This is a genomic window from Paenibacillus glycanilyticus NBRC 16618 (assembly GCF_004000805.1).
GTDB classification, from domain to species: Bacteria; Bacillota; Bacilli; order Paenibacillales; family Paenibacillaceae; genus Pristimantibacillus; species Pristimantibacillus glycanilyticus.
The window spans coordinates 263,608-285,452 of record NZ_BILY01000002.1; the positions used below are offsets into that span (position 1 = coordinate 263,608).

The window sequence follows — 21,845 nt, forward strand, 5'->3', positions numbered from 1 at the left end:
CCCGTATTCATAAAAATCTTGTTTTTAATTTTTAGCCGCGTGCAGACCGAAGCGCACCATAATGCCATCCTCCAGCCGCTTAAAACAAAAATGGTCGGAGATCGTTCCAATAAGCGCTATGATAATGACGACGCATAGAAGGGTTGCCGTATCCCCGATGTCCCGGCTGTCTTGAAGGGTCTGGCCGAGACCTAGTCCGCGTCCGATCAGCTCCCCAGCCGTCAGGGCGCGCCAGGCGAATGCCCATGCCACGCGAACACCCGTAATTAAATGGGGAAAAGCGGCCGGCAGCATTACTTGATAGAACAGCTTCAGTCCATTGCCTGTGCCCATCATCCGGGCGGCCCGCAAATGAATTTTCGAAATTTGAGCAATGCCGGTTCGGCTCGCCATCGACATCGTCCAGGTTGCGCCAATGGCCGTAATGAAAATGACCGAGGTGTCGTTTAGTCCAAACCAAATGATGGCGAAGGGCAGCCAGGCAATGCTTGGCACGGTCTGCAGGGCGACTACAAGGAAGCCGAAGGTTTCGTCCAGGAACCGAAAGCGAGCGAATAAGAAACCAAGCCCTGTGCCGAGGAGAATGGAGATGACGAAGGAGATAAGTAGTCTTCGCATACTGGCTAGAATCGAGCCGAATAGATGGCCGTTCGCAAACCCGTCAACAAAGGCTTCCGCCGTCTGGAGCGGAGAAGGAAATTTCCAGCCCCAATCGAAAACCCTATATCCCAATTCCCAAATCGTGATCAGGAAGACTAGGAACAGCGTTCTTCTCCAAGCGATAGTCATGGCCCATCTCCTCTCTTACAACCTTCTCCAGCTCCTCGGTGAGCGTCTCCATGATTTTGTTCTCGTAATGATGAATCAGCGGATCGCCCGCCTGATGCGGCCGTGCCGCCTGAATAACAAATTCCTTCTTGATCCGGCCGGGCTGCGTCGCCATAACAAGAACGCGGTCGGACAAGAGTACGGCTTCCCTGATGTTATGCGTGATGAACAGCACGGTTTTGCGCGTTTTCAGCCAGATGTCCTCCAGATCCTTTTGCAGAATATATCTTGTTTGTTCATCAAGCGCCGCAAACGGCTCATCCATCAGCAAGATGTCCGGCTCCATAACGAGCGCTCTCGCAATGGCAACACGCTGCTTCATGCCCCCTGACAATTCATGCGGGTAGCGGTCGATGAATTTGCTGAGATGCACCGATTTGATGCCCTCCAAAGCCCGCTCGTATCTTTTTTTCTTGGGTATGCCTTGCTGCTTCAAGCCAAACGCCACGTTGTCCAGAACGTTCATCCATGGGAATAGACCGTGCTCCTGAAACACGACGACCTTGCCGGCACCCGGTCCCTTGACAGGCTCTCCGTTGACTCGAATCGTGCCGGAGTAGCTCTTCTCGAAGCCGGCAATCAAATTTAGAAGCGTCGATTTCCCGCAGCCCGAAGGACCAAGCAGGGAGACGAATTCCCCTTGTTTAATCGTGAACGATACGTCATCGAGAACCTGGTAGGATTTTTTTTGCTTCTGTTCGAATGCTTTACTGACCTTCTCAATTTCAATCATGCCGGTCCCTTCCTTCCAAGCCGTTTAAGATCAAATAACCGAGAAGAATCGGCTTGGATGATGAATAATAATGTTCTTTTTGCTGTAAGTAATGAGCTGTCTGTCCCGCCATTTGTTCAAAATCTCGGTTACCGTCTGCCTGCTGCAGCCGATCACATAGGAAATTTCCTCGTGGCTCAATTGAAGCTGCACCTCAATCCGATCCTCGCGCTCCCTGCCCATCTGCATCAGGAACCAAGCTAACCGCCAAGCGACCGGACGACTGATCAGCGTTTCCACCATATTTTGCGTCTGCAGCAGCCTTCGCGCGGTAATCACGGCCAGCGCATAAGCGAACGAAGCATTGGATCGAGCCAGATCCTGATACAGCTGCGATTCCAGCGTCATGATTTGACTTTCCGCCAAGCACTGGGCGTAACGCCTGCGGTCAAGCTGGGTAAGCAGCTCCGCGTTGCCGAACATCTCGCCGGGGTAACGAAGGAATAAGGTAATGCCTTGCCCCTCCTGTGAGGTTTGCGAGATTTTGACAAGGCCCGATGCCACGTAATGAGCAGCCGAAGGCGGATCGTGCTCCTGAAATATAAATTCTTGCTTGCGGTAGGTCCGCTCCGTTCCGTATTCGCGGAACACGCTCAGGATGGTTTGCTTGACGTCGTCCTTCTCCTGATAATCCTTGCCAGCGACGATTTCATCCATATTCGTACTCACCTCGAATTCGAGCTTTAAGAATCAGGCATGAGAATTAATCCGACTTTTCACATGTGATATACGGATAATAACACATTTCCCTGTTATAAAAATGTCGGGTATCCGACAAAACGAACAAAATTTTAGTTCGCTTGCTTTCTCCGATCCGCCATGCCATCATCAAGAAAAGAAGTATTGCAAGCGCAAGGGGAAAGGGCAGGGAGTTTCGCATGATTCATTTCAATCCGGATACTTATCAAGTCGCGTACGCGGGCGAACGCGTAAGTTTCTTGCCGAAGGAGTTTGCGCTCTTTCGCTTTCTTTACGAGCATGCCGGACGCTCGTTCACTCGCGAGGCCTTGCTTGATGCCGTTTGGCCGATGGAAGCCCCCACCGACCGGACCGTAGACGACCACATCTACCGCGTTCGAAGAAAACTAGCCGGCTGGAGCCATCTGGTCCGCGTGGAAACCGTCCGGGGCCAGGGCTACAAGCTCGTGCGCCGCGCTCCGGAGTCGAACGTTAACCCGCTAAGCTTTGACGAACAGTTCGCGGTGGACGTGAAGCGATTATTCTCCAGGTATCACAGCCTTGGCATGGGGGCGGCCATGCAGCTGCTATCGGAGAACCGTGAAGTATTAAGCCTGCCAGGCGACCCTTATAATGACGCCTATCTGCGTTTTATTCGCGGCGATTTCGAATGGCTCCTGACAGCGGACGGGGTTTCCCTCTGGCAGAAGCTGACGTATGCCGTGTATATCCACTCCATCATTCAACCGGAGCCTGCAGCTACGCTCCCTTATATCGAAAAGCTTCTTGCCCAAGACAACGCCAATGCACTGGCATGGCGGTATGACTTGCAGCTCAGCCTCGTTCTCCTCTATACGGAAGTCGGAAAGCCGGATCTTGCCCGGGAGGGTCTTGATACAATCAGGCAGGAGATTGAAGGGCTCGACTCCCCTAGCTTCACGGCACTCTTTCTGCTGAAGGAGACGTATCTGGCGATATGGACGGGGAAGCTCGAGGCTGCGGATGCCAAGCTGCGCGAATGCGACGAGCTGCTGCTGCGCCATCCGATCAAGCGCGAGCGGGGAGCTTATCTCGTGGCCATGGCAATGCTCCTATACCGGCGAAGCAGCATTCCCGCCGCGAGACTTGCGCTGGATGAAGGGCTCGAGACACTCCGCCATACGGAGTTCCTCCCCCATCTTCTTTTTAGCTTAAGTACATTGCTGCGATTTCTCGCGATCCACCAATGCGATGAAACGTATCGGCTAGCCTATCAACGGCAATGGGACCAGCTTGCTGTCCGTTATCGCTTTGAAGAGCTGCTGCCTCAAACAGAGCAGTTGCTTAAAAAGCATCTCTGATCATTCTCTGACATTCCCCTGGTACCATTGGAATCATTACGATTCCATTCACGGGGGATAACCTACCAATGTTAAGAAAAAACCGCTCGTTTGCGAAAATGTTCGCCGCCTACGGCCTTTCGGCTTTTGGCGATTATTTCGACTTCATGGCCGTCATGATTCTTCTCGGCTTCATTTGGAAGGCGGACGCGATGACGATCGCGCTGCTGCCTCTATGTTTTGCCGTGCCGGGCATTGCGTTCAGCCAGCTGGCAGGAATTTTGGCGGACCGCTGGAACAAACGTAACCTGATGATCGCCACCGATCTCCTGCGCTCGGGATTAATCGTCCTGCTTATCTTCGCCCCTAACGCGGGAGTTCTTCTCGGATTAATCGCAATCCGCTCGACCGCCCGCGTCTTCCACTTTCCCGCACAACAGTCGATGACTCGGGCCGTTGTTGCGCCGGATCAGCTCTTGCAGGCTACCTCTCTTAACGGAGCGGTCTTCCAGCTGTCCAAAATACTAGGGCCTCTGCTTGGCGCCTCCGCGGCGTCCGCATTTTCCCCTTCCGTCAGCATGGCGGTGAACGCGGTCTGCTACGTCGTGTCCGCCTTCTTGCTCCTTCTTGTCCCCGCCGTCGATGGGCGCGTGCCGGCTGCCGCCTCCGCAACCGGGAAGAAAGGGAGCCTGCGGGGCGAATGGCGCGATGGTTGGCGCCTTCTATGGCACAGCCGCATCTTGCGCATCAGTCTTCTCTTCAGCTTAATCGGGCTGGCCGGCATCCAAATGATTGATGCCCAATTCGCCGTCCTTTTCCGCGAGATTGCCCCGGAACAGCCCGATTTGATGGGCTGGCTCGTAACGGCAATCGGCGCCGGCGGACTTGCGAGTGTGACGTGGCTTCGCCGATACCAGGAGCTTACGGCGTATGGCAGGTTGCTTGGTGGAGGCGTGGCGCTGATCGGTCTGATGTTCGCGGCAGCCGGCGCTTTCCGGCAAGACAGTCCGCTGTGGCTTATGCTGCTCGTATTTTTTATCGGAGGGATCGGTACCGGCTTCACCTCCTCGGGAATGAACTACATTCTGCAGAAGGAGACGCCGCCCGATGCCGTTGGCCGTGTCAGCGGCATATTTGACTCCTTGAACAGCGTCATCTTCGTTATCGCTCCGCTCAGCGGCGGCGCGCTGATCGGTCTAATGGGAGCAAGCCGCACGTTCTTGCTTGTCGGGCTTGCGGTTGGGATAATCGGTGTCGCCGGGATTGTGCTGCGTCGGCAGATGTGGGGAAAGTCGAACAAAGATACGCTGAAGCCTGAGATTTCAAGCAACGCTTAACAAAAAAACGAGCAAGGAGGAGCCTTCCCCGGTTTATAGGGGCAAAGCTCCTCCTTGCTCGTTATCGAATTCGAATGTTCATAACCTATTTATATTTCCGCTGTCTCAAAGCCTCGTACAACAGCACGGTCGCAGCCATCGCGACGTTGAGCGATTCCGCTTCGCCCTGCATCGGAATAATAACCGATTCGTCAACCGTCTTCCGTACCGCATCGGACAGTCCTTCCGATTCATTGCCCATCAGAAGCCAGGTGCCTGCCGTCCAGTCATATGTATAGCAAGTGTGCGTCGCCTGCAGGCTTGTCCCGACAAGCTTGATTCCTTTGCTTTGCGCCTCGGGCAGCAGCTCCGCGAGATCCGCCTCAATAATCGGCAGATGGAATAGCGAGCCCATCGTGGAACGCACCGTCTTCGGATTATACAGATCCACGCTGCCTTTGCCCAGCACAACCGCATCCGCTCCAACCGCATCCGCGCTGCGGATAATCGTGCCAACGTTACCCGGATCGCGTACCCCGTCAAGGACAACAACAAGGCTGTTATTCCGGAACAAAGCGGTATCGTCCCGCTTCAGCTTCTCCAGTACGGCGAACACCGGCGGCGGCGTATCGGTTCCCGTGCATTTCGCCATGACTTGCGGCGTTGCCTGCACCCATTCCGATCCGCCCTCCCGGGCATGCTGCTCCAGCTCCTGCGGAATGCCGCGCTCCGTATTATATACGACGCATTGCACGGCAGCGGAGGACTTGAAGGCTTCCTGCACCAGATGGACGCCTTCAATAATGAATAGGCCTGTCCGGTCCCGGTATTTTTTATCCAGCAAGGAAGCCCACTGCTTCACTCGTTCATTTTGGATAGAGGTTAATAATAAATGATTCATAATTCCGATCAGCCTTCCGAATAAGCTATTTCCAAATTGGATAAATCCGCGTTTCTTCCAACGATAACAAGGACATCCTCCGGACGGATTAGATCATCCGGATAAGGAGCGATGTTCATTTGTCCATTCGTCTTGATCGCCATTACGTTGCATTTGAATTTCGCCCGGATGTCCAGCTGCTTGAGGCTTTTCCCGATCATCGCTTCCGGCGCTCTCAGATCAATAATGCTGTGATCCTCCGAGATCTCGATATACTCCAGGATATTAGGGGAAATCAAATGATGAGCGACGCGCATTCCCATATCCCGCTCCGGATAAACCACTTTATCCGCACCGATCTTGGTTAATACTTTGCCGTGCAATTCGTTTTGTGCTTTGACGACAATCATTTTTACGCCGAGATCCTTCAGGATTAGCGTAGTGAGAATACTTGCCTGAATATCTTCCCCGATGGCCACCACGACAACATCGAAGTTGCGGATGCCAAGGGAACGAAGCGCCTCTTCATCCGTTGAATCCGCCGATACGGCATGGGTAACTTTATTAATGGCGTCCTGGATTTTGTCTTCGCTCGAATCGATAGCCAGCACCTCAAAGCCCATTTCCGTTAGCGAACTGGCGATACTGGAGCCGAATCGCCCCATCCCGATAACTGCAAATTGTTTCTTGGCCATTTCGTTTCATCCTACTCCCTTCAAAGCCTGCAAGATGCGTTTACGACATTGCCTAATCCTGATTATTATAGCATATCCACCGTGCCCGGATGAAAATCGCCCGATTCGGAAACAGTAATGAAGCACGATTTCATGAAGACTTGGAGGGAATCCGATTGATTAATCTGGATTTGCGTCAAGCCATTATCAACAACGTCAGAAACAACACAAAAGAACAAATGAAGGACGTTATCGAGGACTCCGTCGGCAATGAGGAAAAAACGCTCCCCGGACTTGGCGTATTATTCGAGCTGATCTGGAAAGAGATATCCGCCGAGGAGCAGTCAAAGCTTGTTGATGCCCTGCATGCGAAGCTTCAGCAAATGAAGCCTGCTGCGACCTAACGCGCATCCGCTGTATAGACGGTTTTACCGCCGACAATGGTATGCGTAACCCAAGGATGGCCTTGGTATTGATCAACAAGAATTAAATCTGCGGCTTTACCCGGCGCAATCGAGCCGTATTGATCGGCAATGCCAAGCGCCTGCGCCGGGTAAAGAGTCCCCAAACGAACAGCCGCCGGCAAATCCAGCACTTCCTGCTCTGCAAGCATAAAGATAGCCTTTAATAATGAGGACGGATGATAATCGGAGCATATAATAGTTGCTTCGCCTTCCTTGATAACATCCAATGCGCGCAGGTTATGATCATGGGATCCTCCTCTAACGAGATTCGGCGCCCCCACGCATACGAATAGACCCGATCTTGCGGCATATTGGGCGGTTTCCATGTTAATGGGGAATTCCGTTACCGAAACGCCAAATCCCCTTGAACGCTCCACCTGCTCAACCGAATCATCGTCATGGGAAGCAAGCCGAATACCCTGCTGTCCAGCCAAACGGCTGAGCTCGCGGAGATTCTCCCAATCGATCTGGTTTCTGCGCATAAGCAGCTCTTCGACGATAACCTGTACTTCCTCGATGCCAACCCCTTGATTTTTCATGACATATCGTTCAAAAGATCCCGGCGCCCTGTATTGTCCTTGACCCGGGGAATGATCCATAAAGGACAAGTAGTCTATCTTCCTGTCTTTGATATACTGCTCAACGATTGGATAACCCGCCAAGTAAGAGACTTCGTAACGCAAATGGATTCGGTTCCGGATGACCGAGCGCTCTCTCCTGTACTGGTCAATACACTCAACCATCCCGGTAAACAGATGATCCCCCCGCAAGCTTAAGCCAACGCCAAGCGACAAAGAATGGTACATCGTTGTAATGCCGTGAAGCGGCATTTTGCGTTCGAACTCCAGGAACGACATCGCGAGCGGAAATAAAGTATTGGGCCGTGGCTGCACTTCTTTCTCTATCGCGTCGTTATGAATATCAATTAATCCGGGGAGAATATATCGCCCTGCTGCATCAATCCGATTCATAGCCTTATCTCCGCAGCTATGCTCATACTGCCGAATAGCCTCTTCATCAGTCAGAAGCGCGTCAATGATACCGTCCTTGACGGCGATCGTTGCAGCGACAAGCTGGTCTTCAAGCACAACAATCCCATTACGGATGAGCACGCGGTTCTGCGTTTGAGCAGTCATCAGGCATAACCCCTTTCAGGCTTCTACCCAAAAGATACCATAATTTAACTCGGGCCATAAGAGGGTTTAATCGAAAAAAAGCCGGCGGGATACCCGCCGACCTAGAATGGCTTATATTTGACAAATTAGTCCAAGCTGTTCGGTTGAAGACCAAGCGTAAACGGCGCCGGTTTCTCGCAGCTGCTCTTCATGATATAATGTGCGCCTTGCTCGGCCGCATCGAAGAAGCCATGCATCGCTTCCAGCACGTGATAAGCAAGCTCGCCGCTTGGACGCGCCTTGCGTCCGGTAAGCGCCGCTTTCGCAAGATCGGCAGCGCCTAGGCCGCGTACGTTATCCGTGTTCGGATACACGAGCGGAATCTCAGACCACTCATGCGAGCCCGCGCGTTTGAACTGGATAGGACCGCCAAATGTATTCGGATCCGGAACAAGCAGCGTTCCCGCAGATCCGTATACCTCGATTCGAGGCAAAGTGGAGCCGCCTCTTACGTCAAAGGTTTGCAGAATCGTTCCAATTGGACCGGATGCAAACTCGATAATGCCGGCGACATGCGTCGGAACCTCAACCTGAATTTTTTGACCGAACTTCGGCTGGCTTGTAATCGTCCGTTCCGGGAACGAAGCGCGGGCCATGCCGGTTACGCGGCTGATAGGTCCAAGCATGGCTACCATAGCCGTCAGATAGTACGGACCCATATCGAACATCGGGCCGCCGCCTTTCTGATAATAAAACTCCGGTGCCGGATGCCAAGTCTCATGACCGCCCGACATCATAAAGGCCGTTGCGCCGATTGGCGTACCGATCCAGCCGTCTTCGATCAGCTTGATGCTCGTTTGAATACCGCCGCCAAGGAACGTATCCGGCGCGCTGCCCACAAGCAGCCCTTTGCGTGTCGCAAGCTCAAGCACGGCTTGCGCTTCTTCGCGGGTAACCGCGAATGGCTTCTCTACGTATACATGCTTGCCGGCTTCAAGCGCCTGCAGGCATACCGCCGCATGCGCCTGCGGAATCGTCAGGTTGATGACCATACCGATTTCCGGATCGGCGAGCAGCGCTTCCACTGAGCAGCCTCGGATGCCGAATTCCTCGGCTTTCGCCTTCGCCCGGTCTACGTCCAAATCCGCGCAAGCGACAATTTCCATCGAATCGAATTTCTTGCCGTTGTTCAAATACGCGCTGCTGATATTGCCTGTTCCGATAACGCCGACCTTAAGCTTTTGCATGAGCGTGAGTCCCTCCGTTTACCGCTGCCGTTTTGCCTTCCGCGCACCAGTTGAAGCCCCGGCGCATCATTTCTTTGACTACGGGAATATCGATAATGTTGGCTTGATGGCCAAGCGAGTTATAATAGACGCGACCAACGCCCCAGCGCTTCGTCCAAGCTACCGGCATATCAACCGCCTTGTTCAGGGAGTGAGGCCCTTCGGTCACCGGGAAACGGGTTGTTGCGAGCACTTCAACAGCCGGATCGACATGCAGGTAATACTGCTCCGAGCTGACTTCAAAGTCCTCGATGCCTTCCGTCAGCGGGCTGGAGCTATGCTTGATGTTTACGACGTAATCGGTACCGTCATTGCCCGGATGCGCTACCCATTGGCCGCCGGTCATGAACTGCCAGTCCACGTTTTCCCGGAAAGCGTCGCACATGCCGCCATGACAGCCGGCAAGGCCAACCCCGCTTTGAACGGCTTCCGATACGTTTTGCACATACTCCGGCTTAATCTTATCCATCGTCCAGATCGGTACGATTAGATCGAGGCCCTTCAGTTTTTCCCCGTCCGCAAACGCGTCCAGCGTATCCGACACTTCAACCTCGTAGCCTTCCTTCACCAGCACGTCTTCAAAAATACCCGCAACTTCCTTCGGCTGATGACCGTCCCAGCCGCCCCATACGATTAGTGCTTTTCTCATCGTCTTCGTTAGTCTCCTCTGCCCGCAGAATTATTGGAACTCTTTCAAAGCAACCCAGCGACGTTCCGCAATCGAACGTTCCACCGCAACAAGCACCTCTTGGCATCTCACGCCGTCATGGAAGTTCGGCACCGGCTGGCGGTCTTCCGCGATTGCCGTCATCAGCTCATGCACCTCATGAGTGAACGTATGCTCGTATCCGATGGTGTGACCGGCCGGCCACCAGGCATCCATGTAAGCATGGGAAGCATCGGTTGCGAGTACGCGGCGGAAGCCTTGCACATCGTCGGCATCCTCCGTGAAGTAAACCTCAAGCTCGTTCATCCGTTCGAAGTCGAATTTGATGCTGCCTTTGCTGCCGTTAATCTCGAACGCATTCGTGCAACGGTGTCCTGCAGCAAAGCGCGTAGCTTCGAAGCTGCCAAGCGCGCCATTCTCGAACCTTGTCAGGAACAGCGTTGCGTCGTCAACCGTTACTTCCCCGCGCGGCGCGTCCGCACCGCTTTTTGTTGCGCTAAGGCCCGTCATCGATTCGGAAACCGGACGTTCCTTGACGAAGGTCTCTTCCATCCCGATGACTTCCTGGAACTCGCCAACGAGGAAACGGGCCATATCGATCAAGTGCGCGCCAAGGTCGCCATGCGAGCCGGAACCGGCGATTTCCTTCTTCAGGCGCCATACCAGCGGGAATTCCGGATCAAGAATCCAGTCCTGCAGGAAAACGGCGCGGAAATGATGGATTTTACCGATACGGCCTTCCGAGATCAGCTTCTTCGCCAACTGGACAGCCGGAGCAAAGCGGTAGTTAAAGCCAACCATATGCTTCACGCCTGCTTTCTCGGCAGCAGCCAGCATTTCGTTCGCATCCTCCAGCGTCAGCGCAAGCGGCTTCTCGCAGAACAGATGCTTGCCCGCTTCGGCGGCCGCAATCGTAATCTCCTTATGAGCGTCGCTTGGCGCATTAATGTCGATCAGATCAATATCCTCGCGCGCGACCAGCTTGCGCCAATCCGTCTCGCCGCTCTGCCAGCCGAATTGTGTCCGCGCCTTCTCGAGACCTACCGGATCACGGCCGCAAATCGCGGTCATTTCCGGCAGTACAGCGGTTTCCGGGAAAAACATCGGCAGCGCGCGGTACGCGTTGCTGTGTGCCTTACCCATAAATTTATAACCAACCATTCCGACACGAAGTTTGCTCATTCTTAAACTACCGCCTCTCGATAACTTATTTTAGGTTGTTTCTCGCTTAATGAGTTGAACGGGAAGAATCGTATTCCCCGGCTCTTCGGTTTCCGCTGCCAGCAGCTTCATGGCGGCTCGTCGTCCCATCTCGTAAAAAGGAACCGATACCGTTGACAGCTTCGGCGTTACGATTCTGGAGCTGTCCGAATCATCGTAACCGATCAGGCCGATATCCTTGCCCGCTTCAATGCCGTACTCCCGAAGACCGTCCATCAAACCAATCGCCATCCGGTCATTGGCCGCGAAAACAGCGTCAATCCGCTTGCTCCTGATTCCCTCGGATAGCCGTGAGGCCGCTTCATACCCGCTCTTCCTGCTGTAATTACCGGTGAATATCCGCTCATCCTCGTGCCGGATCCCCGATTCCTCCAGCGCGCGCTTATAGCCGGCAAGCCTGTCCCCGCTGCTCGAGAAAGCATCCGGACCGTTCAGGAAGGCAATCTGCTTGAAACCGTTTGCAATCAGATGCTGAACCGCCGCATAGCTTCCCGACTCATGGTCCGCATCGACGGTCAGGTATCCTTCCTCGTCAAACCGCTGGTTCACGAGGCAGAATGGATAACCTTCCTCCTGAAGCTCGGCTAGCGCGGCACGTTCCTCGGCAACATTTTGAGCGCCCAGCACGATACAGGCATCCACCTTCTGCGTCCGGAACAGCTTTGCGTAATCACGCGGACTGTCCGGCTCCCGGAAGATTAGCAGCAGATCATAGTTGCAGGCCTTCGCCGCCTCGCCGATCCCGCTTAATATTTCCGCAAAGTAATAGGTCGAGAACAGATGAACCTTCGGCACAAACGGCAGAATGACGCCAACGTTTCCGCTTTTCCTCCTGGCAAAGCGCTGGGCAAGCGCATTAGGCACATACCCCAGCTCTTTGGCCGCCTCCAGCACGCGAATTCGTGTCTCTTCCTTAATAGGCCCTACATTGTTAAGTACCCGGGATACCGTTGCTTCCGATACACCGGCCAGCTTCGCTACTTCTTTCCTGCTGATAGTCGGCGCCTCCTGTTATTGCATTTATTACTTAAGTCTTTTGCTGCTGTTTAGCTGTAATGTACACGCGTACATTATGTCATGAAAGCGCTATTCCGTCAACCGGATAAGCCAATAAAGATTTCCATTAATATTATGAAAATTTGGGTTGTATGATTTTTACATAACCCCTATACTTTAGCTGGTAGACTACAATTTAGATAAAGGGGAGCAGTACATGTCATTTAACATCGCGCAAAAAAGCCAACTAGACGCCAGGGAGCTACTTCTGCTGGAGCAAGAGGTGAAGGATCGTGGCAAGAATATGGTCATCGCTTACGTTCTCTGGTATTTCCTCGGCATGTTTGGCGGTCACCGCTTCTATCTCGGGCGTACAGGCTCCGCTATTGCACAGCTTATTCTTTCCATTTCCGTTATCGGCGTGATTGTGACTTCCATCTGGTGGATCGTGGATGCTTTCCTCCTGCACACATGGGTGAGAGACCGCAACCGCGCGGTTGAAGGCCAGCTTATTGACGAAATTATGGCTCACAAGCATTTTCACGGTGGCTCATTCTAGGAGGTCATCATGAATCGGCAAGACCTCACGCTGAATGAACTGATGGTATTCAACTCCGAGATGCGGAGTAGCGAAAAATCGGCTGCTATCGCTTATCTGATGCTTCTTGGCGGTCACCTCGGCGTACACCGCTTTTATCTGAAGCGCAAGAAAACGGCCATTATCCAGCTGATTCTTTTCCTCATCGCAACTCTAGCCTATATATTACTCAGTATTGCTTCCGCAGCTGAACAAAAGGCTTTGTTAATTATCAGCACCATCCTATTCGCTCTTCCTGCTGCCGCCTTGTTCATCTGGGTTATCGTGGATCTCTTCTTAATCTCCCGCATGGTCAAAGCGTATAACAAGGAAGTCGAACGGGATTTGATTGAGCAAATTATTCGATACCGGCAATAGCAACGCAATGCAAAAAATCCCCTGATCTCATCCGATCAGGGGATTTTCTTATTCGTTTTAAGCTTATGGAGCAGTCTCCAGGAATTTCATGGTTGGATTCTTATCCATCGCGGTGCGCATCGCATATTCATTCTCGAAGAGAACAACGTAATTGCCCTTTTTGTCCTTCACAAGGGTAGAGTTGATCCGGAACTTCGAAGGATCGATCTTATCGTCAATGATCCAGCGCGCGAATTGGAACGGCATACGGTGCAGCTGAATATCAACGCCGTATTCGCCCTTCATCCGGTACTCGAATACCTCGAACTGCAGGTGGCCGACTACGCCAAGAATCGTTTCGTCAGCAAAGCCGCTTGCCGAGTAGAACACCTGAATGGTGCCTTCCTCCGTCAGTTGGTCTATCCCCTTCTGATACTGCTTATGCTTCAAAGCGTTCTTCACGGTAACCTTGGCGAAGATCTCCGGAGAGAATGTAGGCAGCTCGTCGAATACGACCTCGGAGCCTTGCGATAAGGAATCGCCAATCCGGAAAATACCCGGGTCGAACAGACCGATAATATCGCCCGGATAAGCCGTCTCGACAATATCGCGGTCCTGCGCCAGGAATTGCTGCGGCTGGGACAGCTTAATGTCTTTGCCCGCGCGGACATGGCGGACGCTCATACCGCGCTCGAAACGCCCGGAGCAAATCCGAAGGAAAGCGATACGGTCGCGGTGCGCCGGGTTCATGTTGGCTTGGATTTTGAACACGTAACCGGAGAACTTCTCGTTTGTCGGGTCAACCGAACCGCTGGTGCTCATCCGCGGAGCAGGCTTTGGAGCAAGCTCCAGGAAGTTCTCCAGGAAGGTTTGAACGCCGAAGTTGTTCACGGCGCTTCCGAAGAAGATCGGTGTCAATTCGCCTGCCCGCACTTTATCGAAATCAAACGGATCGCCCGCTACGTCAAGCAGCTCCAAATCCTGTATAAGCTGATCATGCAGGTAGTCTCCAGCCATTTCTCGAATAACCGGATCATTATAATCATCGACTTTGCGAACCTCGATCGTGCTGTGGTCATTGCCTTGGAACAGCTCAACCTGATTTTTCATCCGGTCGTATACGCCGCACAGCTCGCGGCCCATGCCGATTGGCCAGTTCATTGGCACCGAACGAATGCCGAGAACCCGCTCCAGCTCTTCCATCAGCTCGAATGGGCTTTGGCCTTCGCGGTCCAGCTTGTTAATAAAGGTGAAGATCGGAATACCGCGTTTGCGGCAGACCTGGAACAGCTTGATCGTCTGCGCCTCGACGCCTTTCGCAACGTCGATCAGCATGACCGCGCTGTCCGCTGCAGTCAGCGTACGGTACGTATCTTCGGAGAAATCCTGGTGACCTGGTGTATCCAGAATGTTAACCCGATGTCCGAGGTAATCGAACTGCATCACGCTGGACGTAACGGAGATACCGCGCTGCTTCTCGATTTCCATCCAGTCGGATGTAGCGTGGCGGCTCGCTTTGCGGGCTTTTACCGACCCTGCAAGACGAATAGCTCCCCCGAATAAGAGGAGCTTCTCCGTTAATGTGGTTTTACCGGCGTCAGGGTGAGAGATAATCGCAAAGGTACGGCGCTTATCTACTTCCTGTGTAATTTCATTGCTTAACGTTTGGCTCATGCTTGCCTTCCCTTCATAGCGTTGCCGCGAGGCAACGCTCCTTTATCCATTCCCGATCAGCAGCGCGCGTGCGGGCGCCGCTTCGATACCGGTCAATTTCAAAGGCGCAATCACCATGAAATAAGAGCCAGGGGGCACTTCCTTCAGGCGAAGCCCTTCTACAATAATGACATTGTTGCGGAACAATGTCCGGTGGGTTGGATACTCCGCCTGGGAGCGTTCAATCCCAAGTCCGTCCGTACCAATCCCGCGAACCCCTACCTCAACGAGGTAACGGGCGCCATCCTCCCGCAAGAATACGAAATCGGATTCAAAGGAATCCGTAAATGAGTTCTTCGTTTTTACGAGAATGAACTCGCCCTTTTGCAGGCCATGCTTCTCCAGGTCTTCTCTCGTGATGCTGTCGTTCACGTCCGTGAAGTCCAGAACCCGGGCATTCCCGACCAGCTCCTCGAGACCGATTGTTTCGATTGTTGAGCCATCCTCCGGCAACATATGCAGAGGCGCATCGACATGGGTGCCGCAATGGACATCCATATCGATGCGCGATTCGTTAACGCCGTCTGGAGAGGTAGGCTGGGAGTTGATTTCGGGCTGCTTGCCGTCATGGTTGCCCCATACCGGCATGCCCTTTTCGATTGTCATCGAAATATCGTAAACCTTAAACATAAAGGCATATCCCTCCGTCAGCGGTGTGCTTGAAATAAATTACTTGCCGCTATTCGATACCCAAATCACATTGTCTTCTTCTTGCCCGTTAACCGGCCACCATTTGAAGCCGTCTTGCGCCAGCAGCTTTTCAGCTTTCTCCGGGCCCCACGAGCCTGCAGGATAGTGCTGCAGATCAGCCGAATCTTCACGCCATGCAGCCGCAATGCGGTCAACGAATTCCCATGCTTGCGCCACTTCATCCCAACGGGTGAAGTACGTCGAATCGCCGCGAACCGCATCATGGATCAGGCGCTCGTAAGCTTCCGGCGTATTGATGCCGATTTGGCAGCTTTGGCAGAATTCCATGTTTACAGGCTGTACCGAATTGTCTTCGCCCGGCGTTTTGGCATTTACTTTAATATAGATGCCTTCCATCGGGTTAACGCGAATAACGAGCAGGTTCGGCTGCAGGTCATGACGCTGCGCGAACAATACGTTTTGCGGCATCGATTTGAACTCGATAACCACTTCCGTTGTTTTTACCGGAAGGCGTTTGCCTGTACGGATGTAGAACGGTACTCCCGCCCAGCGGAAGTTGTCAACCGCCAGCTTGGCAGCAAAATAAGTTTCCGTTGTAGAGTTCTCGCCTACCGAGTCCTCTTGGCGGTAACCGGGAAGCTCTTTTCCATTGAGGGAGCCTTCGCTGTATTGGCCGCGTACAACCAGATTGCGCACTTCGTCGCTCGATTTGTACGGACGAAGGGAGCGAAGCACCTTAACCTTCTCGTCGCGGATATCTTCGCCATGCAGACGGCTAGGCGGCTCCATTGCGATCATCGTCAGCATTTGAAGCATATGGTTTTGGCCCATGTCGCGAAGGGCGCCAGACTTGTCATAATAACCACCGCGCTCTTCCACGCCAACCGTTTCGGAGAGCGTGATTTGCACGTTTGCGATATGGTTATTGTTCCAGAGCGGCTCAAAAAACGCATTTGCGAAACGGATCACTTGAATATTTTGAACCATCTCTTTGCCGAGGTAGTGGTCAATGCGGTAAATTTCTTCTTCTTTGAAGACTTGCGTGATTTGGTCATTCAGCTTTTGGGCCGATTCCAGATCATAGCCGAACGGCTTCTCGATTACGACGCGGTGCCAGCCCTTGGATTCGAGCAGTCCGCCGTCGCGCAGGCTGAACGATACGGGGCCGAACAGCGACGGTGCAAGCGCCAGATAGAACAGACGGTTGCCCGGAATATTGAATTTGGCATCCAGTTGATCGGACAGAGTAGCCAGACCGCGGAATGCTTCCACATTGTTAATATCAAGCGGCATGTATTCGAAGTGCTCCGCAAAACGGTTCCAGAGCTCTACGTCATCTGCTTTGTAACGGCAGAATTCCACGATCGACTCATACAGGTCGGCGCGGAACTGCTCGTTAGTACGCTCTCTGCGTGCGAGGCCTACAACGGCGAAATTTTCAGACAGCTTTCCTTCTTTATATAAGCTGAACAAGGCAGGAAACAACTTGCGCTTCGCCAAATCGCCTGTCGCCCCGAAGATATAATAAATAGCGCCTTGCGCATTTGATGATTCAACGTTCATTTCAGTTAGTTCCCTCATTCTTTCCATATATTTTTTTATTTTTATTTATGTAGTTTAGCATATTAATCCTTAAACTGCTATTCATCCAATCATAAAAAAAACTAATTGGCCATCATATTTCTTCTAATCGTTTCCTGCTTCGGAAACGGTGTAATCTCCCGTAATTAGCGGGGTTCCGACGATCAGAGACAACGTCCCGGACTCCGTTTCCCGATGCTCGGCAATTTGCAGATTCGCCTTCTTCCCCGCTCCCGCTTCCACCGAAGAGAACAGCTTTTCCGAGTAGTAGGCTTCGCTGACCGTTCCGCTCTCGTCCTTATACCGGTCAACCCGCTTGCCACCCGTGGCTTGGGCCAGACGTTCCGCTGCGTTATTATATTCCGTCTTGCCCCGAACCGTCATACCTCCGGAATAGGAAACGCCCTCTTTCTTTAAGATGGCTTCCGTACGGTTTACAACGGCAAGCAGCTGCTCCTTGTCCGCCTTTTGGCCGGTCGTAAATACAAGCAACGCCTGATGATCCGAGTTTAGCGGGAATATGGACAGTGTTCCCTGCTTCTGCCCTTTTTCATCCGCCTGAAGCTGTTGTTCCGCTCGCTCCAGGTCAGCTGCTTCCCCTTCAAGGTCCCATCTTATTGTCCATTCCGCATTCGCCGCGCCTTTGCTGTAGAGCTTGTCCGTCCACTGCCATATCAGAGCGAGATCATGGGCAACGATTCCCGGATTCTCGTCGGAACGGAGCTCATCCCTATTGAAGACTGCCCAGATGATGCCGACCGCCAGTACAGCGGCCGCCAACATAACCGCTCGCCGTGCTTTCCGCCGGTTGGACTGCTCGGCTGTCGTTTGAACAAATCGATTCGCTGCGATGACAATAACCTCCCTTGACCGTTTATTACTGCTAGGTGTTTAACCATACCTATTCGCCTCTGGGTGAATACACTGGTTGCAAAGCCTAATGCAAGTAAACATAAGGAGGAGCTTGAATGGAACAGATTTATCCTCTCGAGGAAGATATCGTGTCGAGATATTGCGGAATGCCCGTGTATATCATTATGAAAGATGGATCGAGGCATATCGGCAGGCTGAGCAAATGCAAGGGCGGAAAGCTTACGCTTAATGGAGATCCTAACGTTTCCGATGCGGATGAACCGGAGGCTGTTCCGGATAAATCTTCTTCGAAAAAGAGCAAAAAAAACTCGAAATCCAAATTCCAGCAGCAAGCCAAATCAAGCAAGCCGGAACAACCCGTCCAAACGCAATCCTATCCGTTTGACCCTTACTACTACGAGCCTCGCCCATACTATCCGTTCCGCGATTTGATCACGCTTGATTTTGCGCTTGTTGCCTTCTTATTTCTTTTGTTCTGACAGACACCATTCGCCAGCCTTTGCCGCAAAAGCATACTATGCTGGTCATACCAGACGCAAAAGGAGGCAGTCTAAATGCCAATGTTGTCTATAACCCCTGCCAGGCAAACCGATCGGCTTCAAGCCGTTTCCCCGGTTCGCCCTTACGGCAAAAGTACATTCCGTGAAGAAGAGCCGATAAGGCTGCCTCCCGGATCCGATCTATTCGACAGCTTCGATTGGGGCGTCCCTTACCGTCATGCTGCCGAAACGGCGGCAGGATGGCTTCTGCACAGCAGACAAGCCCAGCTGATGATCCGGCTCTCTGCCCGTAAAATCAAACAAAATCCAACGTTGTCCGTCATTGAGGAAGAACTACTGAAGGTAGCAGCAGCCGTAAACGGACTGCTTGCTTTCCTCGAAGAGGCTGAACCCTTCCTTCATCCACGGCTTAAGCTTTCTATCGAGCAAGCAATGTCCCATCCTGCTGCGGTTGAATATGGACTGATGCTTGTGAACGGTACCTGGCAGATCCAGCTCCCCGACCCGTGCAAGGTCGAATCCTCCGTTCAGCTGCTTACCGGTCCAAGAGGCTGGATCACCTCTCTTCACAAAGCGCTGGAAGAACCTCTTTCTGCAAGAGTGCTGGATTTGCTGCGCAAGGATATGCCGCTTCTGCAGCCCTACAGCTGTTATTACAATACCATGGCAACGTATTGGCCTTTTCCTGCTAGCGGAATGCTTCTTAACCGCCGCCTTTAACTTATTTTAACAAAAACAGGTCTCTCCCTCCAGCCGTAAGACGAAAAAAGGGGCTCTCCTAAAGTTCAACTTCAGGCCAGCCCCAATCTGATAAAAACCATGCATTCTACTCCGCAATCCCTTGCTTATGCGCATAAATCGCCGCTTGCGTACGGTCCTCGACGTCAAGCTTGTTAAAGATGTTCGTAATGTGGAATTTCACGGTCTTCACGCCGATAAACAGCTCGTCCGCTATTTCCTGATTGGACATTCCTTGCGCTACCCGCTTCAGCACGTCCATCTCGCGCTCCGTCAAATCATCATGAAGCGCGGCCTGTACCGGCTGCTTCGGCTTGCGGAGACGGTTCATCATTTTGGCGGCAACCTGCGATTCCAATACCGACTGTCCGCGTGCCGCTGCGCGTATCGCATCCGCAATCTCCGTTGCTCTCGCCGTCTTGAGCAGGTAGCTGAACGCCCCCGCTTCAATAACCGGATACAGCTTGCTATCATCGATAAAGCTGGTTAATACGATAACCTTGCACTCCGGATACAGCTCAAGCAGCTTTTGCGTTGTTTCCACGCCATCCATGCCGTCCATAACAAGATCCATAAGCACGATGTCAGGCTTGTAGGCCTGAGCCAGACGAATTCCGTCATAACCGTTGCTAGCTTCCCCTACGACTTCGATACCTTCTTCCGTATCGAGCACCGCAGCAAGCCCGATACGCACCATCTCATGATCATCCACTAATAATACTTTAATCCGTTCATTCAGTTGCTCGATCGGTTCCACCTTATTCACCGCTTCCTTCACATGTACATGGTCCTTACTTCTCTATCTCGCCGTCAATCGGAACCCGGATATCGATGCTTGTTCCCTCTCCCGGTCTCGAGATCATATGTAAATAGCCGCCAAGCTCATTCACACGCTCTTCCATCGTTAATAATCCGTAAGAGGTTTGCTTCTTCGCTTCCAGGTCGAACCCGATGCCGGTATCTTTTAATAACATACGTACTTCGGGGCCTTTCCGATGCAGCTTAATTTCCATACTTTCCGCTTTTGCGTGCCGAAGGGTATTCGACAAGGCTTCTTGCGCGATCCGGAACAAATGGTCCTCGGCCCCGGGCTTCATCGTAATCGAGTCATCAACGTCCAAATCAATCGTCATCGGAACCTTCTGCTTAAGCTCGTCCACCAGCGCGGTTAATGCGGCAGCCAGATTTTTGCCGTCCAGATGAACGGGTCTTAAATGCAGCAGCAGGGCGCGCATCTCGGATTGCGCTACGGAAGCCATCTCTTCGATGAGCTGTACCTGTCTCTTCGCCCGCTCCCAGTCCCGCTCAATCGTACGGCTGACAGCCGTCGCCGTCATCGAGATCGCGAACAGCTGTTGACTGACCGCGTCATGCAGCTCTCTTGCAAGCCGCTGGCGTTCCTCGATAACAGCCGAGAACTTGACCTTCTCCGTCCAGATCGCATCGCTTTGCTCCTGTTCGGACACCGGAACACCGCCTTCCTCCTCCGCCGAATTCAGCGTTACCCGATAGCTGCGTCTGCGTTGCTGCTCGCTGAGCCGTTCAACGGCCTGCTTGAGCTTGGAATTCTGCAGAAAACCAACGATCGCTGCTGCCGCCATTGCTGCTCCGATTACGGTAAGTCCTAAGATAGCCCACTTGCCTTGGAAAGTATACAGTCGCACGTAACCAATCGCTTGCAGCACAATGATGACAAGACTCACGATAATAATGAGCCATAATACGGTCTCGGTCACATTTTTGCGTCTTGCTTCTTTATTGGGCCTCTCCGCACGATGGTGCTCATTCGCTTGTCCTTCAGCCATCCAGGTCCACTCCTTCAAATACGTACGCAGGGAAGAGCAGACCGATCCCCCCGGCAATTTCATTAAGTTAAAGCTTAATGAAATTGCGGTTACCCGGTCCGCTCTCCCGTTTTTGCATACTTCTGGTTAATTATACTTCTTCCGGTTTGTTCAGCTTGCTTTTCAAAGCTTCAAGCTGCTCGTCAACCTTCAGCTTTTTCTCCATATCAGCGGCGCTAAAGGAGCCTGTGTTGTTGCTTGTACCGCTGTATGCTGCCGAGTAAGGAGTGCGAAGAACATCCGCTTCAGCTTCAAGCTGCATGATTTTCTCTTCCATACGGTAGAAGCCTCTCGAAGCCGTACCGCTGTCGATCGTATGGTTCGAAGAAATTTGAGCCATTTGCTTTTGCGCTTTGGCGATTTGAGCGCGGGATGCCAGCTCATTGCGTTTATTGCGAAGCTGGTAGAACTCATCCTTCATGCCGTGCAATTGCTGCATCAGCTCTTCGGCTTGCGTTTTCGCTTGCGCATGAAGATCGCTGTATTCGTTCACCTTCTGGTCGAAATAAAGCTTCTCTTCGAGCAGCTTGCGAGCGAACTCTTCCTGGCCGGCGCGAAGCGCTGCTTCTGCCTTCGACTCGCGGTCGGCAATGCTGCGTACCGCTTCATCCAGACGTTGTTTCAGACGGCGTTCGTTCGCCATTTGTTTCGCTACCGTTACTTCCGCTTGATGAATTTCCGATTCCATGTCGCGCAGATATTGATTCAGCATGACTACCGGATCTTCCATTTTATCCAATACCTCATTCACCGATGCCTTAGTCAGATCCTTCATTCTTTTAAAGATTCCCATTG

24 protein-coding genes are annotated in these 21,845 nt (G+C 52.6%); 7 read left to right on the forward strand and 17 right to left on the reverse strand.

The window, feature by feature from the left end; all coding sequences use genetic code 11:
• Positions 1-24: 24 nt before the first annotated feature.
• From PGL01S_RS02470 to PGL01S_RS02480, 3 genes are read right to left on the reverse strand one after another with little or no spacing between them, the layout of a single operon-like run.
• Positions 25-789 carry an ABC transporter permease gene (locus PGL01S_RS02470; protein ID WP_127491015.1) on the reverse strand — a complete coding sequence of 255 codons (765 nt, stop codon included), beginning with the start codon at positions 787-789 and terminating at the stop codon, positions 25-27.
• A complete protein-coding gene (locus tag PGL01S_RS02475) occupies positions 722-1,561 on the reverse strand; it encodes an ABC transporter ATP-binding protein (RefSeq protein ID WP_127491017.1) in 840 nt (279 codons plus the stop codon). The genes PGL01S_RS02470 and PGL01S_RS02475 overlap by 68 nt, the downstream gene beginning before the upstream one ends.
• Positions 1,562-1,591: 30 nt before the next feature.
• The gene (locus tag PGL01S_RS02480) at positions 1,592-2,257 is read right to left on the reverse strand and encodes a Crp/Fnr family transcriptional regulator (protein WP_127491020.1); all 666 of its coding nucleotides are present in this window, start codon (positions 2,255-2,257) and stop codon (positions 1,592-1,594) included.
• Positions 2,258-2,478: 221 nt separating this feature from the next.
• Here PGL01S_RS02480 and PGL01S_RS02485 point away from each other — a divergent pair, with 221 nt between their 5' ends.
• A complete protein-coding gene (locus PGL01S_RS02485; RefSeq protein ID WP_127491022.1) occupies positions 2,479-3,618 on the forward strand; it encodes a winged helix-turn-helix domain-containing protein in 1,140 nt (379 codons plus the stop codon).
• Between the two features lie 68 nt (positions 3,619-3,686).
• Positions 3,687-4,934 carry an MFS transporter gene (locus PGL01S_RS02490; protein ID WP_127491024.1) on the forward strand — a complete coding sequence of 416 codons (1,248 nt, stop codon included), beginning with the start codon at positions 3,687-3,689 and terminating at the stop codon, positions 4,932-4,934.
• Positions 4,935-5,019: 85 nt separating this feature from the next.
• On the opposite strand, the gene PGL01S_RS02495 is transcribed toward PGL01S_RS02490, so the two are convergent.
• A complete protein-coding gene (locus PGL01S_RS02495) occupies positions 5,020-5,814 on the reverse strand; it encodes a TrmH family RNA methyltransferase (protein WP_127491026.1) in 795 nt (264 codons plus the stop codon).
• Between the two features lie 8 nt (positions 5,815-5,822).
• A complete protein-coding gene (locus tag PGL01S_RS02500) occupies positions 5,823-6,488 on the reverse strand; it encodes a potassium channel family protein (RefSeq protein WP_127491028.1) in 666 nt (221 codons plus the stop codon).
• A gap of 155 nt (positions 6,489-6,643) precedes the next feature.
• Between PGL01S_RS02500 and sspI the strand changes: the two genes are divergently transcribed.
• Entirely contained in the window at positions 6,644-6,871 is a 228-nt protein-coding gene (gene sspI / locus PGL01S_RS02505; protein ID WP_174806517.1) for a small acid-soluble spore protein SspI, read from the forward strand.
• Here the strand turns inward: sspI and PGL01S_RS02510 are convergent.
• The 5 genes from PGL01S_RS02510 to PGL01S_RS02530 form a co-directional block, all read right to left on the reverse strand.
• A complete protein-coding gene (locus PGL01S_RS02510; protein WP_127491030.1) occupies positions 6,868-8,067 on the reverse strand; it encodes an alpha-D-ribose 1-methylphosphonate 5-triphosphate diphosphatase in 1,200 nt (399 codons plus the stop codon). The genes sspI and PGL01S_RS02510 overlap by 4 nt on opposite strands.
• 125 nt (positions 8,068-8,192) lie before the next feature.
• Positions 8,193-9,293 carry a Gfo/Idh/MocA family protein gene (locus tag PGL01S_RS02515; RefSeq protein ID WP_127491032.1) on the reverse strand — a complete coding sequence of 367 codons (1,101 nt, stop codon included), beginning with the start codon at positions 9,291-9,293 and terminating at the stop codon, positions 8,193-8,195.
• Entirely contained in the window at positions 9,280-9,981 is a 702-nt protein-coding gene (locus PGL01S_RS02520; RefSeq protein WP_127491034.1) for a ThuA domain-containing protein, read from the reverse strand. Before PGL01S_RS02520 ends, PGL01S_RS02515 begins: the two co-directional genes overlap by 14 nt.
• Before the next feature lie 30 nt (positions 9,982-10,011).
• Positions 10,012-11,181: a Gfo/Idh/MocA family protein gene (locus PGL01S_RS02525; RefSeq protein WP_127491037.1), complete on the reverse strand. Its 1,170-nt coding sequence runs from the start codon at positions 11,179-11,181 to the stop codon at positions 10,012-10,014.
• 30 nt (positions 11,182-11,211) lie between these two features.
• On the reverse strand, positions 11,212-12,216 hold the full coding sequence (locus tag PGL01S_RS02530; protein WP_127491039.1) for a LacI family DNA-binding transcriptional regulator: 1,005 nt from the start codon (positions 12,214-12,216) through the stop codon (positions 11,212-11,214).
• Positions 12,217-12,433: 217 nt separating this feature from the next.
• Here PGL01S_RS02530 and PGL01S_RS02535 point away from each other — a divergent pair, with 217 nt between their 5' ends.
• Complete coding sequence (locus PGL01S_RS02535; RefSeq protein ID WP_127491042.1) at positions 12,434-12,775, forward strand: TM2 domain-containing protein; 342 nt, start codon at positions 12,434-12,436, stop codon at positions 12,773-12,775.
• 9 nt (positions 12,776-12,784) lie between these two features.
• Complete coding sequence (locus tag PGL01S_RS02540; RefSeq protein ID WP_127491044.1) at positions 12,785-13,171, forward strand: TM2 domain-containing protein; 387 nt, start codon at positions 12,785-12,787, stop codon at positions 13,169-13,171.
• A 63-nt stretch (positions 13,172-13,234) separates the two neighbouring features.
• Here the strand turns inward: PGL01S_RS02540 and PGL01S_RS02545 are convergent, their stop codons facing one another.
• The 4 genes from PGL01S_RS02545 to PGL01S_RS02560 form a co-directional block, all read right to left on the reverse strand.
• Complete coding sequence (locus tag PGL01S_RS02545) at positions 13,235-14,824, reverse strand: peptide chain release factor 3 (protein ID WP_127491046.1); 1,590 nt, start codon at positions 14,822-14,824, stop codon at positions 13,235-13,237.
• A 42-nt stretch (positions 14,825-14,866) separates the two neighbouring features.
• Positions 14,867-15,493, reverse strand: coding sequence for a cyclase family protein (locus tag PGL01S_RS02550; protein WP_127491048.1), 627 nt, complete (start codon positions 15,491-15,493; stop codon positions 14,867-14,869).
• Between the two features lie 39 nt (positions 15,494-15,532).
• Positions 15,533-17,077 carry a glucose-6-phosphate dehydrogenase gene (gene zwf, locus PGL01S_RS02555; protein WP_127491049.1) on the reverse strand — a complete coding sequence of 515 codons (1,545 nt, stop codon included), beginning with the start codon at positions 17,075-17,077 and terminating at the stop codon, positions 15,533-15,535.
• Positions 17,078-17,200: 123 nt separating this feature from the next.
• On the reverse strand, positions 17,201-17,878 hold the full coding sequence (locus PGL01S_RS02560) for a YwmB family TATA-box binding protein (protein ID WP_127491051.1): 678 nt from the start codon (positions 17,876-17,878) through the stop codon (positions 17,201-17,203).
• A gap of 185 nt (positions 17,879-18,063) precedes the next feature.
• Here PGL01S_RS02560 and PGL01S_RS02565 point away from each other — a divergent pair, with 185 nt between their 5' ends.
• Positions 18,064-18,447: a hypothetical protein gene (locus tag PGL01S_RS02565; RefSeq protein ID WP_127491053.1), complete on the forward strand. Its 384-nt coding sequence runs from the start codon at positions 18,064-18,066 to the stop codon at positions 18,445-18,447.
• A 75-nt stretch (positions 18,448-18,522) separates the two neighbouring features.
• On the forward strand, positions 18,523-19,188 hold the full coding sequence (locus tag PGL01S_RS02570; RefSeq protein ID WP_127491055.1) for a hypothetical protein: 666 nt from the start codon (positions 18,523-18,525) through the stop codon (positions 19,186-19,188).
• A 106-nt stretch (positions 19,189-19,294) separates the two neighbouring features.
• Here PGL01S_RS02570 and PGL01S_RS02575 read toward each other — a convergent pair whose 3' ends face one another.
• The 3 genes from PGL01S_RS02575 to PGL01S_RS02585 all read right to left on the reverse strand — a co-directional run bounded on the left by PGL01S_RS02575 (position 19,295) and on the right by PGL01S_RS02585 (position 21,843).
• Positions 19,295-19,945, reverse strand: a complete 651-nt coding sequence (locus PGL01S_RS02575) for a response regulator (RefSeq protein ID WP_041613999.1) — start codon at positions 19,943-19,945, stop codon at positions 19,295-19,297.
• A gap of 52 nt (positions 19,946-19,997) precedes the next feature.
• Positions 19,998-21,011 (reverse strand): sensor histidine kinase, encoded by a 1,014-nt coding sequence (locus PGL01S_RS02580; protein ID WP_127491057.1) that lies wholly within the window; start codon positions 21,009-21,011, stop codon positions 19,998-20,000.
• A gap of 130 nt (positions 21,012-21,141) precedes the next feature.
• Complete coding sequence (locus tag PGL01S_RS02585) at positions 21,142-21,843, reverse strand: PspA/IM30 family protein (RefSeq protein ID WP_127491059.1); 702 nt, start codon at positions 21,841-21,843, stop codon at positions 21,142-21,144.
• Positions 21,844-21,845: the final 2 nt, after the last annotated feature.

Bases quoted from the DNA above. Each gene is read 5' to 3' on its own strand.
- PGL01S_RS02515 (WP_127491032.1), bottom strand. From the start codon at position 9,293: ATGCAAAAGCTTAAGGTCGGCGTTATCGGAACAGGCAATATCAGCAGC.
- PGL01S_RS02585 (WP_127491059.1), bottom strand. From the start codon at position 21,843: ATGGGAATCTTTAAAAGAATGAAGGATCTGACTAAGGCATCGGTGAAT.
- PGL01S_RS02480 (WP_127491020.1), bottom strand. From the start codon at position 2,257: ATGGATGAAATCGTCGCTGGCAAGGATTATCAGGAGAAGGACGACGTC.
- PGL01S_RS02495 (WP_127491026.1), bottom strand. From the start codon at position 5,814: ATGAATCATTTATTATTAACCTCTATCCAAAATGAACGAGTGAAGCAG.
- PGL01S_RS02510 (WP_127491030.1), bottom strand. From the start codon at position 8,067: ATGACTGCTCAAACGCAGAACCGCGTGCTCATCCGTAATGGGATTGTT.
- PGL01S_RS02485 (WP_127491022.1), top strand. From the start codon at position 2,479: ATGATTCATTTCAATCCGGATACTTATCAAGTCGCGTACGCGGGCGAA.
- PGL01S_RS02490 (WP_127491024.1), top strand. From the start codon at position 3,687: ATGTTAAGAAAAAACCGCTCGTTTGCGAAAATGTTCGCCGCCTACGGC.
- PGL01S_RS02520 (WP_127491034.1), bottom strand. From the start codon at position 9,981: ATGAGAAAAGCACTAATCGTATGGGGCGGCTGGGACGGTCATCAGCCG.
- PGL01S_RS02475 (WP_127491017.1), bottom strand. From the start codon at position 1,561: ATGATTGAAATTGAGAAGGTCAGTAAAGCATTCGAACAGAAGCAAAAA.
- PGL01S_RS02560 (WP_127491051.1), bottom strand. From the start codon at position 17,878: ATGTTGGCGGCCGCTGTACTGGCGGTCGGCATCATCTGGGCAGTCTTC.
- PGL01S_RS02545 (WP_127491046.1), bottom strand. From the start codon at position 14,824: ATGAGCCAAACGTTAAGCAATGAAATTACACAGGAAGTAGATAAGCGC.
- PGL01S_RS02470 (WP_127491015.1), bottom strand. From the start codon at position 789: ATGACTATCGCTTGGAGAAGAACGCTGTTCCTAGTCTTCCTGATCACG.
- PGL01S_RS02500 (WP_127491028.1), bottom strand. From the start codon at position 6,488: ATGGCCAAGAAACAATTTGCAGTTATCGGGATGGGGCGATTCGGCTCC.
- PGL01S_RS02580 (WP_127491057.1), bottom strand. From the start codon at position 21,011: ATGGCTGAAGGACAAGCGAATGAGCACCATCGTGCGGAGAGGCCCAAT.
- zwf (WP_127491049.1), bottom strand. From the start codon at position 17,077: ATGAACGTTGAATCATCAAATGCGCAAGGCGCTATTTATTATATCTTC.
- PGL01S_RS02540 (WP_127491044.1), top strand. From the start codon at position 12,785: ATGAATCGGCAAGACCTCACGCTGAATGAACTGATGGTATTCAACTCC.
- PGL01S_RS02565 (WP_127491053.1), top strand. From the start codon at position 18,064: ATGGAACAGATTTATCCTCTCGAGGAAGATATCGTGTCGAGATATTGC.
- PGL01S_RS02535 (WP_127491042.1), top strand. From the start codon at position 12,434: ATGTCATTTAACATCGCGCAAAAAAGCCAACTAGACGCCAGGGAGCTA.
- PGL01S_RS02525 (WP_127491037.1), bottom strand. From the start codon at position 11,181: ATGAGCAAACTTCGTGTCGGAATGGTTGGTTATAAATTTATGGGTAAG.
- PGL01S_RS02570 (WP_127491055.1), top strand. From the start codon at position 18,523: ATGCCAATGTTGTCTATAACCCCTGCCAGGCAAACCGATCGGCTTCAA.
- PGL01S_RS02550 (WP_127491048.1), bottom strand. From the start codon at position 15,493: ATGTTTAAGGTTTACGATATTTCGATGACAATCGAAAAGGGCATGCCG.